Annotated in this window: 16 protein-coding genes and 1 pseudogene; 3 read left to right on the top strand and 14 right to left on the bottom strand. The window is 50.8% G+C overall.

Going from position 1 to position 15,450, the window contains the following annotated elements:
* Nucleotides 1-124 precede the first annotated feature (124 nt).
* The 4 genes from NYE37_RS10460 to NYE37_RS10475 all read right to left on the bottom strand — a co-directional run bounded on the left by NYE37_RS10460 (nt 125) and on the right by NYE37_RS10475 (nt 3,755).
* On the bottom strand, nt 125-1,522 hold the full coding sequence (locus NYE37_RS10460; RefSeq protein ID WP_340711981.1) for a cobyrinate a,c-diamide synthase: 1,398 nt from the start codon (nt 1,520-1,522) through the stop codon (nt 125-127).
* 77 nt (nt 1,523-1,599) lie between these two features.
* Complete coding sequence (gene proS / locus NYE37_RS10465) at nt 1,600-3,033, bottom strand: proline--tRNA ligase (protein WP_340711982.1); 1,434 nt, start codon at nt 3,031-3,033, stop codon at nt 1,600-1,602.
* A gap of 426 nt (nt 3,034-3,459) precedes the next feature.
* Nucleotides 3,460-3,636 (bottom strand): hypothetical protein, encoded by a 177-nt coding sequence (locus tag NYE37_RS10470; RefSeq protein WP_340711983.1) that lies wholly within the window; start codon nt 3,634-3,636, stop codon nt 3,460-3,462.
* Nucleotides 3,624-3,755 carry a hypothetical protein gene (locus NYE37_RS10475; protein WP_340711984.1) on the bottom strand — a complete coding sequence of 44 codons (132 nt, stop codon included), beginning with the start codon at nt 3,753-3,755 and terminating at the stop codon, nt 3,624-3,626. The genes NYE37_RS10470 and NYE37_RS10475 overlap by 13 nt, the downstream gene beginning before the upstream one ends.
* Nucleotides 3,756-3,924: 169 nt before the next feature.
* Between NYE37_RS10475 and nfi the strand changes: the two genes are divergently transcribed.
* Nucleotides 3,925-4,608, top strand: coding sequence for a deoxyribonuclease V (nfi, locus tag NYE37_RS10480; protein ID WP_340711985.1), 684 nt, complete (start codon nt 3,925-3,927; stop codon nt 4,606-4,608).
* Nucleotides 4,609-4,834: 226 nt separating this feature from the next.
* Here the strand turns inward: nfi and NYE37_RS10485 are convergent, their stop codons facing one another.
* On the bottom strand, nt 4,835-6,259 hold the full coding sequence (locus NYE37_RS10485; RefSeq protein ID WP_220215015.1) for a sigma-54 interaction domain-containing protein: 1,425 nt from the start codon (nt 6,257-6,259) through the stop codon (nt 4,835-4,837).
* A gap of 221 nt (nt 6,260-6,480) precedes the next feature.
* Between NYE37_RS10485 and ahlS the strand changes: the two genes are divergently transcribed.
* Both ahlS and NYE37_RS10495 read left to right on the top strand, forming a co-directional pair.
* Nucleotides 6,481-7,329, top strand: a complete 849-nt coding sequence (ahlS, locus tag NYE37_RS10490) for an AhlS family quorum-quenching N-acyl homoserine lactonase (RefSeq protein ID WP_037993759.1) — start codon at nt 6,481-6,483, stop codon at nt 7,327-7,329.
* Nucleotides 7,330-7,371: 42 nt separating this feature from the next.
* Entirely contained in the window at nt 7,372-8,496 is a 1,125-nt protein-coding gene (locus tag NYE37_RS10495) for a zinc-dependent alcohol dehydrogenase family protein (RefSeq protein ID WP_181731930.1), read from the top strand.
* A 231-nt stretch (nt 8,497-8,727) separates the two neighbouring features.
* Here NYE37_RS10495 and NYE37_RS10500 read toward each other — a convergent pair.
* From NYE37_RS10500 to NYE37_RS10540, 9 genes and pseudogenes are all read right to left on the bottom strand, one after another.
* Nucleotides 8,728-8,817 (bottom strand): annotated as a pseudogene (locus NYE37_RS10500) (helix-turn-helix domain-containing protein); the annotation flags it as partial.
* 209 nt (nt 8,818-9,026) lie between these two features.
* Nucleotides 9,027-9,215, bottom strand: a complete 189-nt coding sequence (locus NYE37_RS10505) for a 4-oxalocrotonate tautomerase (RefSeq protein WP_340711986.1) — start codon at nt 9,213-9,215, stop codon at nt 9,027-9,029.
* Between the two features lie 366 nt (nt 9,216-9,581).
* Nucleotides 9,582-9,791, bottom strand: a complete 210-nt coding sequence (locus NYE37_RS10510; protein WP_340711987.1) for a hypothetical protein — start codon at nt 9,789-9,791, stop codon at nt 9,582-9,584.
* Nucleotide 9,792: 1 nt separating this feature from the next.
* Nucleotides 9,793-10,572 (bottom strand): 2-keto-4-pentenoate hydratase, encoded by a 780-nt coding sequence (locus NYE37_RS10515; RefSeq protein ID WP_340711988.1) that lies wholly within the window; start codon nt 10,570-10,572, stop codon nt 9,793-9,795.
* A 26-nt stretch (nt 10,573-10,598) separates the two neighbouring features.
* The gene (locus NYE37_RS10520; protein ID WP_340711989.1) at nt 10,599-11,381 is read right to left on the bottom strand and encodes a 2-keto-4-pentenoate hydratase; all 783 of its coding nucleotides are present in this window, start codon (nt 11,379-11,381) and stop codon (nt 10,599-10,601) included.
* Between the two features lie 67 nt (nt 11,382-11,448).
* Nucleotides 11,449-12,480 carry a 4-hydroxy-2-oxovalerate aldolase gene (gene dmpG, locus NYE37_RS10525; RefSeq protein WP_340711990.1) on the bottom strand — a complete coding sequence of 344 codons (1,032 nt, stop codon included), beginning with the start codon at nt 12,478-12,480 and terminating at the stop codon, nt 11,449-11,451.
* Nucleotides 12,481-12,497: 17 nt separating this feature from the next.
* The gene (locus NYE37_RS10530) at nt 12,498-13,379 is read right to left on the bottom strand and encodes an acetaldehyde dehydrogenase (acetylating) (RefSeq protein ID WP_340711991.1); all 882 of its coding nucleotides are present in this window, start codon (nt 13,377-13,379) and stop codon (nt 12,498-12,500) included.
* A gap of 19 nt (nt 13,380-13,398) precedes the next feature.
* The gene (locus tag NYE37_RS10535) at nt 13,399-14,859 is read right to left on the bottom strand and encodes an aldehyde dehydrogenase (protein WP_340711992.1); all 1,461 of its coding nucleotides are present in this window, start codon (nt 14,857-14,859) and stop codon (nt 13,399-13,401) included.
* Between the two features lie 11 nt (nt 14,860-14,870).
* Nucleotides 14,871-15,392, bottom strand: coding sequence for an FAD synthetase family protein (locus tag NYE37_RS10540; RefSeq protein ID WP_340711993.1), 522 nt, complete (start codon nt 15,390-15,392; stop codon nt 14,871-14,873).
* Nucleotides 15,393-15,450: the final 58 nt, after the last annotated feature.

The following is a 15,450-nucleotide window of genomic DNA, read 5'->3' on the forward strand; positions in this document are numbered from 1 at the left end:
TATATTTCACATCTGTTTACTCGGAAATAATGATACCAAAAATTACTTATGATGTCAATCAGTGATGGTTCTTCAGGGTTCACCCTGGAAAAGAAGACGGGGCAAGCAACACACCATGATGCGCTTACCCCTTCTTGCTGTCCCGGTAGTTTCGGCAAGCCACAATGAAACGTTTGGCCACAGAAGGGTTGGAAGCAAAATGGAGATGGGTATACCCGGCCAAAAGATTTCCCCGTGCATATCCTTCCCGCTTGTTGCCGGCATGCCCGCGGATTTTATAAGCCCAAGCATCCTGCTCTTTCTGCATCGCCAGCGTGGAATAGTGAAATTCATGTCCACGCGCTTTCTCCCCTTGCTTGAGCAACAGGTTGTCTGTCACGGCTTCCACTTCCCGGTACCCCAGCGCCGTCAATCGGTCATTCATCCGGACCACGGCCGGGATCACGCCCGTCATCGGATGTTTCTTCCCTTCCCGATCCACGATCGCCTCGGTCAAGTACATGTATCCGCCACACTCGGCATATGTCGGCATGCCTCTAGTGATGTTTTCCCGGAAAGAACGTTTCACTTCCTCATTTGCGGATAATTCCCGCACAAACTCTTCCGGGAACCCGCCACCCACGATCAATCCATCGGCTTCTTCCGGCACCGGTTCGCCTTTGAGCGGGCTGAAAAACTGCAGCCGGGCTCCGTACTGCTTCAGCAACTCCAGATTTTCCGGGTAATAAAAATGAAAAGCCGCATCTTTTGCCACCGCGATGGTGACGGGATGTGGTTCCATCCGTTTTTGCGAAAAAAGCCGACGCCCGGGCCCGGCAAGCAAAGGGGCATTCCCGGCAACCTTCTTTAAACCGTCCAAATCCACTCCTTTTTCCATGAGCTCTGCCAACCGGTCAAACAGGGGAACCATTTCCCCCCGTTCAAGGGCAGGGATTAAACCCAAATGGCGTTCCGGGATGTCAACGGACGGATCCGGGGGAAGCCAACCGAAAACCGGAATGCCGCACTCTTTTTCAATTGCAGATTTGACAAGCTGAAAATGTCCTTCCCCTCCGGCCCGGTTGGCAATCACTCCGGCCACGGGCACAGACGGATTCAACCCCTGATAACCCTTCACCACCGCCGCCGCACTGCGCGCCAAACTGTAAACATCCACCACCAGGATCACCGGGCTTTGCAACAAAATGGCTATCTCCGCCGTGCTCCCCTTGTCGTTCAAAGGATCTTTGCCGTCATACAGTCCCATGACCCCTTCTACGATGGAAAGATCGGCATCCCGGCTGCCATTGAGAAAAATCTCCACCATGTCCTCCGCCGGCACCATCCAAGTATCCAGATTGCGGGAAGGGCGCCCGGTGATCGCCGTATGGTAACCCGGATCAATATAATCCGGCCCGGCCTTAAATCCCTGCACCTTGAGCCCCCGCTTTTGAAACGCCGCCATCAAACCAAGGGTCACCGTCGTTTTGCCCACTCCGCTCCCCGTTCCGGCAATGACGAGCCTCGGTCTTTTTTCGTTCATGGCACATCTCCCCCGTTCCTTCCCATTTCATAAGAAATCCCCTGCCACTTTATTTGCAGCAGGGTGCATTCCGTTCATTAATAAGACTTGGCAAACCAGACGGTGTATTTGGCTTTCTCTCCGCATGCGACACATGTTTTCATGGTTTCCGGGGGATCAAAAGGAATGTTGCGGCTGACGGCACCGCTTTCTTCTTTCACTTTGGCTTCACAACGGTCATCGCCGCACCAGCCGGACAAGACAAAACCGCGCTTGGCTTGGATAATATCCGTCAATGCTTCAAGGGTTTCCGCCATGTGGGTGTTCCGGTCAAAATTGGCTTTCGCTTGTTGATACAAGTTCTCCTGAATCTCATTGAACAGACGATCGACCGTCTCCAAAACTTCCGCGGTCGGAACCGTGATTTTTTCCAATGTGTCCCGGCGGGCGAGCACAACCTGATCCTGATTGACATCCCGGGGCCCGATTTCCATGCGAAGCGGGATGCCTTTCGCTTCATATTCGTTAAATTTCCATCCGGGACTGTAATTATCCCGGTCGTCCAGTTTCGCCCGGATTCCCTTCGCTTTCAATTGGTCCAGGATTGGTGCGGCATAAGACAGCACACGCTCCCGTTCGCCTTGTGCACCGATCGGGATGATGATGACCTGTGTCGGGGCAATGCGCGGCGGCAGCACCAACCCTTGATCATCGCCGTGAACCATGATCAATGCCCCGATCAAGCGGGTGCTCACTCCCCAGGAAGTGGTGTATGCATACGCCAATTGGTTGTTTGCATCCGTAAATTGGATATCGAAACTTTTCGCAAAGCGTTGCCCCATATAATGGGAAGTTCCGGCCTGGAGCGCCTTTCCGTCTTTCATCATAGCTTCCACGGAATAGGTGTGAACCGCCCCGGCAAACTTTTCCGAAGGTGTTTTCTCTCCGCGGACAACGGGAATCGCCAAACCGCTTTCAATAAACTCCGCGTACAAATCCAAAATTTTAAACGTTTCTTCTTTGGCTTCCTGTTCGGTGGCATGAGCGGTATGCCCTTCCTGCCACAAAAACTCGCTCGTCCTCAAAAACGGCAACGTACGTTTTTCCCAACGGACCACGTTGCACCACTGATTCATGAGCAAAGGCAAGTCCCGGTACGATTTCACCCATTTGGAAAACATGTGTCCGATCATGGTTTCCGAGGTCGGGCGGATCGCCAACTTTTCCTCCAGCGGATCACCCCCGGCTTCCGTCACCCAAGGCAATTCCGGATTAAACCCTTCCACATGCTCCTTTTCTTTCTCGAAAAAACTTTGCGGGATAAACAAGGGGAAGTAGGCATTTTCATGGCCCGTTTCTTTCAGCCGGGCATCCAGTTCTTTTTGAATCGCTTCCCAAAGCGCATATCCGGCCGGTTTAAAAACAATGCACCCCCGGACCGGCGAATAATCCATTAAATCCGCTTTTTTGATCGTCTCTATGTACCATCCCGAAAAATCTTCGCTCTGCGACACAGTCTTCTTGGAACTCATCCGACATCATCCCCTTCCGGTACTTCAATTCATAATTTTCTGCCCGAGTGGATTCATGTTACTATATTTCATTTCTTTCTTCAACGCGTTTGTTTTATTTCCATTCTTTCATTCCTGAGAATTAAAAATTCCACGCATCCTGCAAGAAAGACCCCTGCCACTTCCTGTGCAGCAAGGGTCTTTCTTTATCTGCTCAAGATTGAACTTCTGCTTTCTCAACGCTTCTTTCAGCTTCCAAACCGGCTTCATCCTTTGCCAAACTCTCTTTCTTGCGAACAGGGAACCGCCAAGCAAACTGATCCAGTAAAGTTTTTGATCATTTCTGAAATCGGCATTGTATCTTCCTCATTCGATATCGTTTTCTCATTACAGGGAATGGGTTCGCGCCGGCCCCAGTTCTTGCGGGCATAAAACGTTAAAGACCCATTAATCCACTGCACGAATCCCTTTTATGACAGCGATAATCAGCCCTTGAAAGAGCACAATGCAACTTCCGCAAATGATCAGCATCAAGGAAACGGGCAAGCCCTGATTCAAAAAAATGGTGAACACCCCGTGGGATACCGGCGTCAAACCGATCGAGAACATGGTCATGAACCCCATGTCCGCCCCCCCAAGATCTGCCCGGCACCGGTTTCCTTCACCACATACCAGCTGACGGTCAAGGTATAAATGGAACCGGCCAAACTGGTACTTCCGTGGCCATTTTGCCAACTGTTCACTTGCTTATTTTCTCCTCGACCATTCAACCACGATATATATCACATATGTACCGGATTACACGCACATGGCAGGTTCTTTCGTTTCTTCATATGGATCGCCGGTCTGTACTTTTTGTCACAAAACTATTAAAATTTATGGTCTATACCACAAACACAAAGGGTGAAAAGATTGGAACCCCGCATGATCCATTCCTGGGATTTAGACGAATCCGAAGCATTACGAATTCAAAAGCATTTGGCCTCCAAGGTGATAAATAAAGACCAACTGGATGCCGTCCGGTATGTTGCCGGTGTGGATGTCGCATATGATGAAAAATCCGGGAAGCTGGTTGCCGCTGCCGTGGTGATGGATGCCGGATCCCTGGATGTCGTGGAAACAGCGATTGCCGAAGACATTGCCCGCTTCCCTTATATTCCGGGTTTATTTTCATTCAGGGAAATCCCTCCCCTTGCCAAAGCATTAAAAAAATTAACCATCGCACCGGATTTAATTGTTTGTGACGGGCAAGGGATTGCCCATCCGAGACGATTTGGGATCGCAAGCCACTTAGGCGTTTTATTTGATGTCCCCACCATCGGCTGTGCCAAAACAAGATTGACGGGTGAAGCCGGACAGCCGGGAACCCGACGGGGCAGCCATGCTCCCCTGACCGATCACGGTGAGGTGATTGGCAACGTATTGCGGACTCAGGACAATGTAAAACCGATCTATGTTTCCATTGGTCACCGAATCTCCTTATCGACAGCCTGCGACTGGATTTTAAAGCTTTCTCCGCATTACCGCCTGCCGGAAACAACACGGAAAGCTGACCAAACCGTCCGCAGGGCCTTAAAAGACCGCCTTTCCTTCTGAAATTATTCAAACAAAAACAAACCCCTGCCACGTGCATGCAGGCAGGGATCATTCCATTAAATTTTTAATTCGCCCAACCGGACCAACTCGACGACATACTCTGTAAGAAACAACACATGGTTGTAATTTGTTAACCTGTTTCCACTATGAGTGTGTGATTCAAATCAGATTTCCTCCTGATTCTCCTGACAATAGTTCCCCGTTTCCGTTCTTCAACCGTATTTTATCAGTTTATATTTTGGACCGAACCATTTCGGTTCCATCTTTGTAGTTTTTTGATTAATGTTGAATGGTCAATCCCGAGAACCTTTGCGGCTTGACGAAGGGACGGTTGCGACTTTATCGTCGCTAAAACCAACTGCTGTTCATACCTCTCCACTCTCTTCTTTAATGTGAGTGGATGATTCACTTGTGCATTTTGAATATGAGCAGGAAGGTGATGAAGCTCGATGACAAGGGATGGAACGGAGACAATCAGATTCTCCATCAGATTTTTAATTTCCCTTACATTCCCCGGCCAATGATAACGGCACAACTGTTCCTTGGCGTCGAGACTGAGACGTTTTTGAACGCGGAATTTTTTTGAGTAATGCATAAAATAAAAATCAATAAGAGCAGGAACATCTTCAGGCCTCTCCGACAAAGGGGGGATATGAATCTCAACAACCTGCAGACGATAAAACAAATCCTGACGAAAGCGTCGTTCTTTTACCAGACTACGCAAATCCCGGTTGGTTGAGGAAATCACACGGACGTTCACAGGTCGGGCTTTTATACCACCGATCCGATAAACCAAGGGATCTTGCAGCACCCGTAACAGCTTCGTCTGCAAAGCAAGCGGCATTTCACCAATTTCATCAAGCAAGATCGTTCCACCATCCGCCAATTCAAATAATCCTTTTTTTCCCCCTTTGCGAGCTCCTGTAAAAGCACCGGGTTCATATCCAAACAGCTCCGACTTAAGCAGTGCCTCCGGTATCGCAGCACAATTCACTTTGATAAATGGTTTATTCCTGCGATCACTCAAATGATGGATGAGGTTCGCGATCACTTCTTTGCCAACGCCGGATGGGCCAAGCAACAGTACGTTAGTTGGATACGGAGCCACCTGTTTCACTTTTCCGATAATCTCTTTCATACATTTGCTTTCGGAAACAAAAGTGTTGTCTCCATCCGTCATCAGGTGATACTGATGTCGGTTCAGTTCGGAAAGTCCGACCACTTTCTCCAACTCTTCCGTCAGCCGGTTCAAACGCGTAATATCACGAACACTCGTGACAACCAGTTGGATTTCTCCAGCTTCATCGAAAACGGGATTCCCGGTAACAATTACCTCCTTACCATTCCTCAAGTTTTGCATCAGCGACATAGAACGCTTATGTTCGATCACGAGAAGGGAAACCGAATGATTGATGTAGCCTTCTTTAATCAAATCATTCATGTGACGGCCAATAAGCTCTTCCCGCCGGGTGTCCGACAGCTTCTCATATGCGGAATTCACAAGGAGTGTAACTCCGGAACCATTGGTAACATATACGCCATCCGGAATCCACTCGATAATTTCTGCAATTTGTTCCAACTGTTCCGGGTCAAAGCACTTTGCTTTCGGTATAATAACCACCCCATGCGAAAAAATAATCAATTTCTTCAATGGTGAAATTTATCATTGAACGGTGAATTTCGTCACCACTTTATTATAACAACGATAATCTAAATAATCAAAAAAATCAATCTATAATCAGTGAAAAAATTCACCAATCACTGTTCGCTTTGTACCATTTCATGATATATGTTGTGTGTTTTTTATGTTGGCCCAATTCTTGCTTTTGAAATATATACGAAAATCATATTTGTGATAAAGGAGGTATGAGCATGGCCAACATTGTGAAAGCACGCCCGAAGCTGTACGTCTTGGACAACGGACGGATGAGAATGGACAAAAACTGGATGATCGCCATGCACAATCCTGCTACTGTTGACAATCCCAACGCACCTGCGGAAATGATCGAATTCCCAATTTATTCTGTCTTGATTGATCACCCGGAAGGAAAAATTCTTTTTGACACCTCATGTAACCCTGATTCCATGGGGCCTCAAGGTCGCTGGTCAGAATCCACCCAGTCGATGTTCCCCTGGATCGCTAGCGAGGAGTGTTATCTGCACAATCGCTTGGAACAGCTAAAAGTGCGTCCGGAAGACATTAAATTCGTAATTGCTTCTCATCTCCATCTCGATCACGCTGGCTGCCTCGAAATGTTTACCAATGCAACTGTGATCGTCCATGAAGACGAATTCAACGGGACCCTGCAAGTTTACGCTCGTAACCGCTCTGAAGGAGCGTACGTTTGGGCCGACATTGACGCTTGGATCAAGAACAACTTGCAGTGGCGCACCATTAAGCGCGACGAAGATAACGTCCCGCTGGCTGAAGGAGTACGAATCCTCAACTTTGGCAGCGGACACGCATGGGGGATGCTTGGACTGCACGTTAAACTCCCGGAAAAGGGCAACATCATCTTGGCTTCCGATGCGATTTACAGCTCTGAAAACTTTGGGCCTCCCGTAAAACCACCGGGGATTATCTACGATTCACTTGGATATGTAAAAACGGTGGAGCGCATCCGCCGGATTGCGCAAGAAACCCAGTCGGAAATCTGGTTTGGTCATGATTCAGAGCAATTTAAGTCGTTCCGAAAGTCCACGGAAGGATATTACGAATAAGATCCCAATCGCCATGTTTTCGTATAAAGGAGGCATTGTCAGATGAAAATACGCGCCGCCGTTTTGTATGAAATGAACCTGCCGGCTCCTTACAAGGACAGCCGGCCACTTCGAATAGAAACTCTCGACCTTGACCCGCCCCAAATGGGCGAAGTACTTATTCGCATTCGTGCCACTGGTTTGTGCCACTCCGACCTTTCTGTCATTAACGGCAGCCGGCCCCGTCCCATCCCGATGGTCCTTGGTCACGAGGCGGCAGGGGAGGTCGTTGAAGTCGGACCTGGTGTAAACGACATCCGGCCCGGCGATCATGTTGTCTGCGCCTTTGTACCCAGTTGCGGACACTGCCTTCCCTGCCAAGAAGGTCGGCCAGCACTCTGTGAACCGGGCGCCAATGCTAACAGTGTGGGAACTCTCCTGTCCGGGGAGAGAAGGTTACACAAAGACGGAACGGACATTCATCACCATCTGGGCATATCGGGGTTTGCGGAGTATGCGGTCGTATCGAGGAACTCCTTGATTAAGGTCGATCCCGAAATACCATTTGATGAAGTCGCACTCTTCGGGTGTGCAGTGATGACCGGAGTTGGAGCTGTGGTGAATTCTGCCCGCGTCCCAGCGGGTAGCAGTGTAGCTGTTGTTGGCTTGGGTGGAGTCGGCCTGTGCGCCATACTGGGAGCCCTTGTAGCAGGAGCAAGAACCATTATAGCTGTGGATATAAATCCCGCAAAGCTCAAGACGGCACTGGAACTGGGGGCTACCGCAGCATTTGACGCACGTGATCCGGAAGTGGCCGAACAAATACGTGCGGCAACCGACGGCGGTGTGGAATTTGCATTTGAAACCGCTGGTGCAGTTCTCGCTATGCAGACTGCAATCAACATCACGCGTCGCGGTGGCACAACCGTCACGGCAGGACTCCCCCATCCGAAACACCATCTCTCTTTCCCGCAAGTCTTGCTCGCAGCTGAAGAACGAACCATTAAGGGGTCTTACGTTGGAAGTTGCGTTCCGGCACGCGACATTCCTCGTTTTATCGAGCTTTATAAAAAAGGGCGCTTACCGGTCAATCGGTTGCTGACTGACCGCTTGCGTCTCGAAGACATTAATGAAGGATTTGACCGCTTGGATCGCGGTAACGTTTCGCGTCTGGTTGTCACGATGTGAGTATGCAAGGTTGAAGAAGAGATGATAATTGAATTCAGTACCAGGTCGGTACTCACTCTTTATACTTAGACATTAAGTATCAGTCTCTCGGGATTTCATGAAATTACCAAAGATGCGTTCCGGCAAAAGTCTGACGTTGGGAAACAGTGGAAGAAGCTCGTTTTCCCTTTTTCCATAATGATTTATATAATAAAAACCCCTGCCACATGCATAAAGGCAGGGATCATCCCATTAAATTTTCAATTCGCCCAACCGGACCAACTCGACGACAGCTTGGGAACGCCCTTTTACATTTAATTTCTGCATCACATTACTGATGCGTACCTTTTGCAAACTTTGGGACAAGATTTTTTTATGAACGGTGTCTCAGACAATCGGTTATAGATCCTTATTTATTGGGTTCCCACTTTTCTCTCAAATATTGGACCGGAACAAACTCCGTTACCAATCCCCATTGGCCGGTTGGAAAAACGTATACCCATCCCAATAGCCAAGGAAGGGGGCGACATAAGCGATGAAATAAGAAGGGATCACTCACGTTCCTCCATTGTCACCCCGCCAACGCTCCAATGACTCTTCGGTAGTTCATATATAATGACCCGCACATTTTCTGGTCGGACATCTAGGCTGTTGACCAAGGCAGTTGTCACTTCTGTAATCATCTTTTTCTTTTGCTCCGGAGTCCGTCCTTCCAGGATATGAATTTGCGCAAGTGGCATTACAAATCCCTCCTTAAATCACTGAAAATTTTACCTTCACCAAGTGAGCCCAACCGAGCGCATATTTCATCTCCACGTTCAAAATCCACAGCTTTTGTCATCCCGCCGGAAAATGATGATCTGACCTTGCATCATTATATTTTCTCCTCCTGACCAAAAAATCGGCCAACCAGGCCACGGCATTGCCGGGGTGACCGAGGACGTCAGCTCCCTTACTCGCTTCCATAAATTTCCTATTTCAAAAAGATACACCTGACTGCCATCAGATCTTCTCCGCCGTGCTCCTCCAGGATCACTCGGGCAGCAGAGTTATTATCTGCATAATGTCTAAACCGCTGAATGTATAATTGATATACCTACTGTCCACTACTTCCAAAGCGGGCAAGACGCAATCAGTTGCTTCCAACACCCATTCACCATGATGCCGGGCCCTTGTTTCAACAAAATCAGTTGATCAAGGATCCCATAGGCGTCCTCTATGCTCAAAGAGGGGTGATCCAAGGTTATTCTCCGGATTTCCCTGCTGTTCTTTTCGGTGGACCACAGCGCTTCGGCCAACTCCCGGTATTGCATCATTTCATCTCACCACAACACTCACATCGCCCAGCTGATCCAGCTTGGCCGTCACCACATCCCCGGGTTCCACTTCAATTGCTTCGGTAATTCCCCCGGTCAACACCACTTCACCGGCTCGGAGCTTCTCTCCTTTGCGAGCAAGCATATTGACTAACATGGCAACGGAGTTGGCCGGATGACCCAACACAGCAGCTCCGGCGCCCAAACCTTTGATCTCCCCATTTATGCGCAGGGAGACTCCGATAAGATCCAAATCGAGGCCCCTGGGAGAGGTCAATTTACTCCCCAGAACAAAGCGGGAGGAAGATGTGTTGTCTGCGACAACATCGGCCAGAGTAAACTTGAAGTTTTCATAGCGACTGTCGACAAACTCAATAGCCGGCAACACGTATTTGGTGGCTTTGAGAACCTGGGCTCCGGTTACCGCCGGTCCCTCCAGGTCTTCACCTAGGACAAAGGCGATCTCCGCTTCCACCCGTGGATGGATCAGCTCATCATAGACCAATACGCCACCGTCATCAATCACCATATAGTCAAACAAAAGGCCGTAGATGGGTTCCTCCACATTCATCTGCTTCATCTTCGCTTGGCTGGTAAGACCCATCTTACGAGCGATCACTTGATGGCCCTGTGCTCGTTTGATAGCAGCCAGCTCATCCTGGATTCGGTAAGCTTCTTCAACAGTCAGCTCCGGGTATTTTGCGGTGATCCGCTCCACCGCCCGCTTCTCCGTTTCCGCCAGGTGCAAAAATTGAGCTATTCCCTTAATATCGATCCCCATTTTCAGCTCCTCCACACAGATGATGTTTAAAACTCGAGGCTTACTTCGCCGATATGGGCAAACCGAGCGCAGAAATGGTCTCCCGGTTTCGCATCCACCGCGGCGGACAGGGCTCCGGAAAGGATTACTTCTCCGGCCTTTAAGGTTATATCAAACTCGAATAACTTGTTGGCCAACCAGGCGACGCAGGCGGCCGGGTTACCTAACGCCGCGGCGCCAACCCCGGTATTGACGATCCGGCCATTCTTATAGAGGACCATGCCGATCTGCGTCAGGTTCACCCGATCCACGGAAATTGGACTCCCCCCTAGTGTATACAGCCCCGAAGAGGCATTGTCGGCGATGGTGTCGGCCAGTTTTATCTTCCAGTCCTTTATCCGGCTATCTACGATCTCCAAGGCCGGCACGATATAGTCCGTGGCTAGCATCACATCCATCAGGGTAACCTTCGGACCCACGAGATCCTTCTTTAACACAAAAGCGATCTCTGCCTCCACCTTTGGCTGCATCACCCGCTCCCGGGGGATCTTCTGACCATTTTCCACCACCATGCCATCGAGGAGATGGCCGTAGTCCGGCTGATCCACTCCTAAAAGCTGCTGCATGGCTAAAGAGGTGAGGCCGATCTTTTTCCCGACGACTTTTTGTCCTTGTTCCAGCTTCCGTTGAATATTGATCAATTGCACACGATAGGCCTCTTCTGGTGTCAGATCTGGCTGAAATTGGGTAAGCGGAATTCCTCCGCGGCCCTTTTCCTCCGCCTCCCACAAAATATCAGCCAATGCCTTCAAGTCTTTCCCTTCCGACAAGAGTTTCCCCTCCTATCACATGAAGATGAGGGAATGGGCACTTCCATGGACCATTCCCTTCACCGTTTTACCTTTGCATCGCTGCCTGTTTCTGTTCCAGCTCCACCGCCACGTCGACGATCATATCCTCCTGACCACCGACCACCTTTCTTTTCCCCAGCTCCACCAAGACATCTCGGGGATCCACCTTGAACTGTTCTGCAGCTCTGAAGGCATGGAGCAGGAAGCTGGAGTACACCCCGGCATAACCTATGGTCAGGCTTAAGCGGTCGATCTGAATTGGCCGGTGCATCTTGGGACGTACGATATCATCCGCGGCATCCATCGCCAGATAGAGGTCTAGGCCCGTGGCGATGCCCTGTTTTTCCGTTACCGCCGCAAACACCTCCAAGGGCGTGTTTCCAGCGCCGGCTCCGAGGCCAGCCAAGCTGCAGTCAATACGGGTGGCCCCTTCCTCCACAGCGGCCAGAGAGTTGGCGATGGAAATCCCCAAGTTGTTATGGGCGTGGAAGCCTACTTCTACATCGTCATCCAAGGCGTTTACCAAGGCGGAGATACGCTCCCGGACCTCCTCCATCAACATGGCCCCTGCCGAGTCGACAATGTAGACCGTCTGAGCTCCGTAGGAAGCCATCTTCTTCGCTTCCTCCACCAGAGTGGCGGGGGAGACCATATGGGACATCATTAAAAAGCCCACCGTCTCCAACCCCATTTTGCGTGCTTCCCCGATGTGCTGCTCGGAGATGTCCGCTTCAGTGCAATGGGTCGCCACGCGCACAGCTTTGATGCCATATTCCGCCGCCCGCTTCATATGATCCACGGTGCCGATCCCCGGGAGGAGCAGGGCAGTAGGCTTAGCGTTTTGAATCACGCCACAGGCTGCCTTCAGGAAATCCTCCTCTGTCTCCTTGCTAAGGCCATATTGGAGGGAGCTGCCTCCCAGCCCGTCGCCGTGGGTGGCCTCAATGTGGCTGACGCCCATTCGGTCCAAAGCAGAGGCAATCTCTTTGACATCCTTGACGCTGAACTGGTGCCGTACCGCATGCATCCCATCCCGCAAGGTAACATCGGTGATGCTGATTTTCCTCTCTTCCACCATATAAATGCTCCCTCCCTTTATTTCCCCGCCGATATCCGGTTTTTGATAATTTCTTCCCCGACCTTCACCGCCGCCGCCGTCATGATGTCCAAATTGCCAGCATACACCGGGAGATAATCCCCCAATCCCTCCACTTCGATAGAGATGCTGACCACATCATCTCGGAAGATAGGATCCCGGTTGAGGCGGTAACCCGGCACATAGGTCTGCACGTGTTTCACCATTTCACGGATGGATCGGTCAATCTTTTCACAGGTTTCCTCATCGGCTTTATCGATGCGACAATAAATCGTGTCCCGCATCAGAATAGGAGGTTCCGCTGGATTAAGAATGATAATCGCCTTCCCCTTTTTGGCTCCCCCGATAGCTTCCAAGGCCCGCGCCGTCGTCACCGTAAACTCGTCAATATTTTGCCGTGTTCCAGGGCCAGCACTTCGGCTTGAAATCGTCGCTATAATCTCCGCATAAGAAACCCCTACCACCCTACTCACCGCGTACACCATAGGCACGGTGGCCTGGCCGCCGCAGGTGACCATGTTGACGTTGGGAGCATCCATATGCTCATCCAGGTTAACCGCGGCAATCACCAAGGGACCCCGGGCAGCGGGCGTTAAATCCACCGCTTGAATCCCCTTTTCCTTCAACAACTTGGCGTGGCGGATATGAGCCTTGGCGCTAGTAGCATCAAAGACGATATCCGGGGAAATCTCCTCCAGAGCCGCCTTCAGCCCCTGATCAAAGGTGGTCATGCCGTTCTCCCTGGCCCGTTTCAATCCGTCAGAGGAGGGGTCTATCCCGATCATCCAAGCAGGCTCGATCCATTCGCTGCGCAGCAGTTTATACATTAAATCGGTTCCGATGTTGCCGGAGCCTAGGATGGCAGCCTTCATTTTGCTCATCAAACCAAACTCCTCTCCATCAAAGTTTAATGCAGATATTGGTCAGTTCCGAGAAGAACTCGAAGCTGTGCATGCCCCCTTCCCGGCCGATCCCGCTCTGCTTCATGCCGCCGAAAGGGGTTCTCAAATCCCGCAGAAACCAAGTGTTTACCCAGACAATCCCCGCTTCGATGCTCCCGGCCACCCGGTGCGCCCTGCGCAGGTCATTGGTCCAAAGCGTGGCGCTCAACCCATAGTGTGTGTCATTAGCCAGGGCGATCACTTCTTCTTCCTTCTCAAAAGGGAGTACAGAGACCACCGGTCCAAAGATCTCCTCCCGAACCACCCGGCATTGGTCATTTACCCCTGTGATAATGGTGGGCTCCAGGTAATACCCTCGATCCAACCCTGCGGGGCGACCGCCGCCAACGAGAATCTCCCCTTCCTCTTTAGCTACTTCCAAATAGCCCTTCACCCGCTCATAATGCTCCTTACTGATCAAAGCCCCTACATTGGTCTTGGGATCAAAGGGATCCCCCACGACTAACTCTTTAGTTCTAGCGACAAATTTGTCTAAAAACTCCTCATAGATCGGCTTTTGCACATAGATCCTGGATCCCGCTAGGCAGACTTCTCCCTGGTTGGAAAAGCTGGACTTCAGAGTTGTCTCGATCACTTCGTCTAAATCCGCATCAGCAAAGATGATATTGGGGTTTTTTCCGCCCAATTCATAGGAGAGGCGCTTCAAGGTTTTGGAGGCGGCGGCCATGATTACCTTCCCCGTGGTCGTCTCTCCGGTAAAAGAGATGGCGTTCACATCAGGGTGCTCCGTCAGAGCTGACCCTGCGGAGTCGGGACCGAAACCGTGGACGATGTTGACTACCCCATCAGGAACGCCTGCCTCTTGGCAGATCTCTCCCAACACTGTGGCCGTCATCGGGGTCCACTCTGCCGGCTTAATTACCGCTGTATTCCCGGCGGCCAGACAAGGAGCCAGCTTCCAGGTCAACAAGAGCAAGGGAAGGTTCCAGGGGTTAATGAGTCCCACCACACCAACAGGGCGTCGGATGGCATAGTTAAGGGCTACAGCGTCCATTTGGTAGGCTTCCGTTCCAACAGAACGCAGATAGTCGGCGAAGAAGTGAAAATTGTACGCCGCCCGCGGAATATCTAGGGTGCTGGACAGAGAATAGGGTTTCCCGGTATCTAGAGACTCCAAGCGGGCCAGTTCCTCTTTCCGTTCCAAGATGATGTCCCCGATCCGCCGTAAAACGGTGATCCGCTCCTGGGTGGTCATCTTTTTCCAAGGACCCTTGGACGCTTTCTTTGCTGCTGCCACCGCCCGGTCAATCTCTTCTTTTCCGCCTTCGGCGACGGTGCCTAACACTTCCTCGGTAGCCGGGTTGATGTTGACAAAGGTTTTTCCATTTGAAGATTCCATATACTGACCATCGATAAAGTGCAGGCAATCCATCATCCTCTTTTCTATAGACATCTGCATGTTATTCCCTCCTAATTTAGTAAAGATAAAGCCTCAACCATTTCCCCCTGAGCGATCAGCTGGCGGATGCGGGTGGAGGAGATCACCTCCCCACAGGAACAGCAGACTGCATCAATCACCCAGACGGGAAAATGCTCCGCCAGATCCTCAAGTCCTCCTTCCCTCCCTCGTCCGAAGCGAAAATCTTTCCCTACCATCACTTCAACGGGATGGAGGTTGGAAAGTTCCCGAATAAAATCTTTGGCGCTCCGCTCGAGATAGGCGGCGTCAAAGTTGGCCACTACGACGTGATCTACTTGGAGTTCACACAGGCGGCGAAGCTTTTCATGAATTGGGGTGAGGATGCTGGCCCCTTCAAAATAGGAGCGGGGTGGCGGGTCGAAGGTGTAGACCACACTGGGCACTCCCAGGGACTTGCTCTTTTTCACCACCTCACCGATCACCTTCTGGTGTCCCCGATGCACGCCGTCAAAGGCTCCAATGGCCACCACCGACGCTGGCAAAGCCAGAGTATCCACCATATGAATCCGCATCAATACCCCTCCTTTTTTCATCGATGAAGAGAGGGGAGCAAAAAGCCCCCCTCCTTTC

It is taken from the genome of Thermoactinomyces sp. FSL K6-2592, assembly GCF_038006465.1.
GTDB lineage: Bacteria > Bacillota > Bacilli > Thermoactinomycetales > Thermoactinomycetaceae > Thermoactinomyces > Thermoactinomyces vulgaris.

Excerpts from the sequence above, each read along its gene's own strand:
- NYE37_RS10460 (WP_340711981.1), bottom strand. The coding sequence starts at position 1,522 with ATGAACGAAAAAAGACCGAGGCTCGTCATTGCCGGAACGGGGAGCGGA.
- proS (WP_340711982.1), bottom strand. The coding sequence starts at position 3,033 with ATGAGTTCCAAGAAGACTGTGTCGCAGAGCGAAGATTTTTCGGGATGG.
- NYE37_RS10470 (WP_340711983.1), bottom strand. The coding sequence starts at position 3,636 with ATGGGGTTCATGACCATGTTCTCGATCGGTTTGACGCCGGTATCCCAC.
- ahlS (WP_037993759.1), top strand. The coding sequence starts at position 6,481 with ATGGCCAACATTGTGAAAGCACGCCCGAAGCTGTACGTCTTGGACAAC.
- NYE37_RS10495 (WP_181731930.1), top strand. The coding sequence starts at position 7,372 with ATGAAAATACGCGCCGCCGTTTTGTATGAAATGAACCTGCCGGCTCCT.
- NYE37_RS10505 (WP_340711986.1), bottom strand. The coding sequence starts at position 9,215 with ATGCCACTTGCGCAAATTCATATCCTGGAAGGACGGACTCCGGAGCAA.
- NYE37_RS10510 (WP_340711987.1), bottom strand. The coding sequence starts at position 9,791 with ATGATGCAATACCGGGAGTTGGCCGAAGCGCTGTGGTCCACCGAAAAG.
- NYE37_RS10515 (WP_340711988.1), bottom strand. The coding sequence starts at position 10,572 with ATGGGGATCGATATTAAGGGAATAGCTCAATTTTTGCACCTGGCGGAA.
- dmpG (WP_340711990.1), bottom strand. The coding sequence starts at position 12,480 with ATGGTGGAAGAGAGGAAAATCAGCATCACCGATGTTACCTTGCGGGAT.
- NYE37_RS10530 (WP_340711991.1), bottom strand. The coding sequence starts at position 13,379 with ATGAGCAAAATGAAGGCTGCCATCCTAGGCTCCGGCAACATCGGAACC.
- NYE37_RS10535 (WP_340711992.1), bottom strand. The coding sequence starts at position 14,859 with ATGCAGATGTCTATAGAAAAGAGGATGATGGATTGCCTGCACTTTATC.
- NYE37_RS10540 (WP_340711993.1), bottom strand. The coding sequence starts at position 15,392 with ATGCGGATTCATATGGTGGATACTCTGGCTTTGCCAGCGTCGGTGGTG.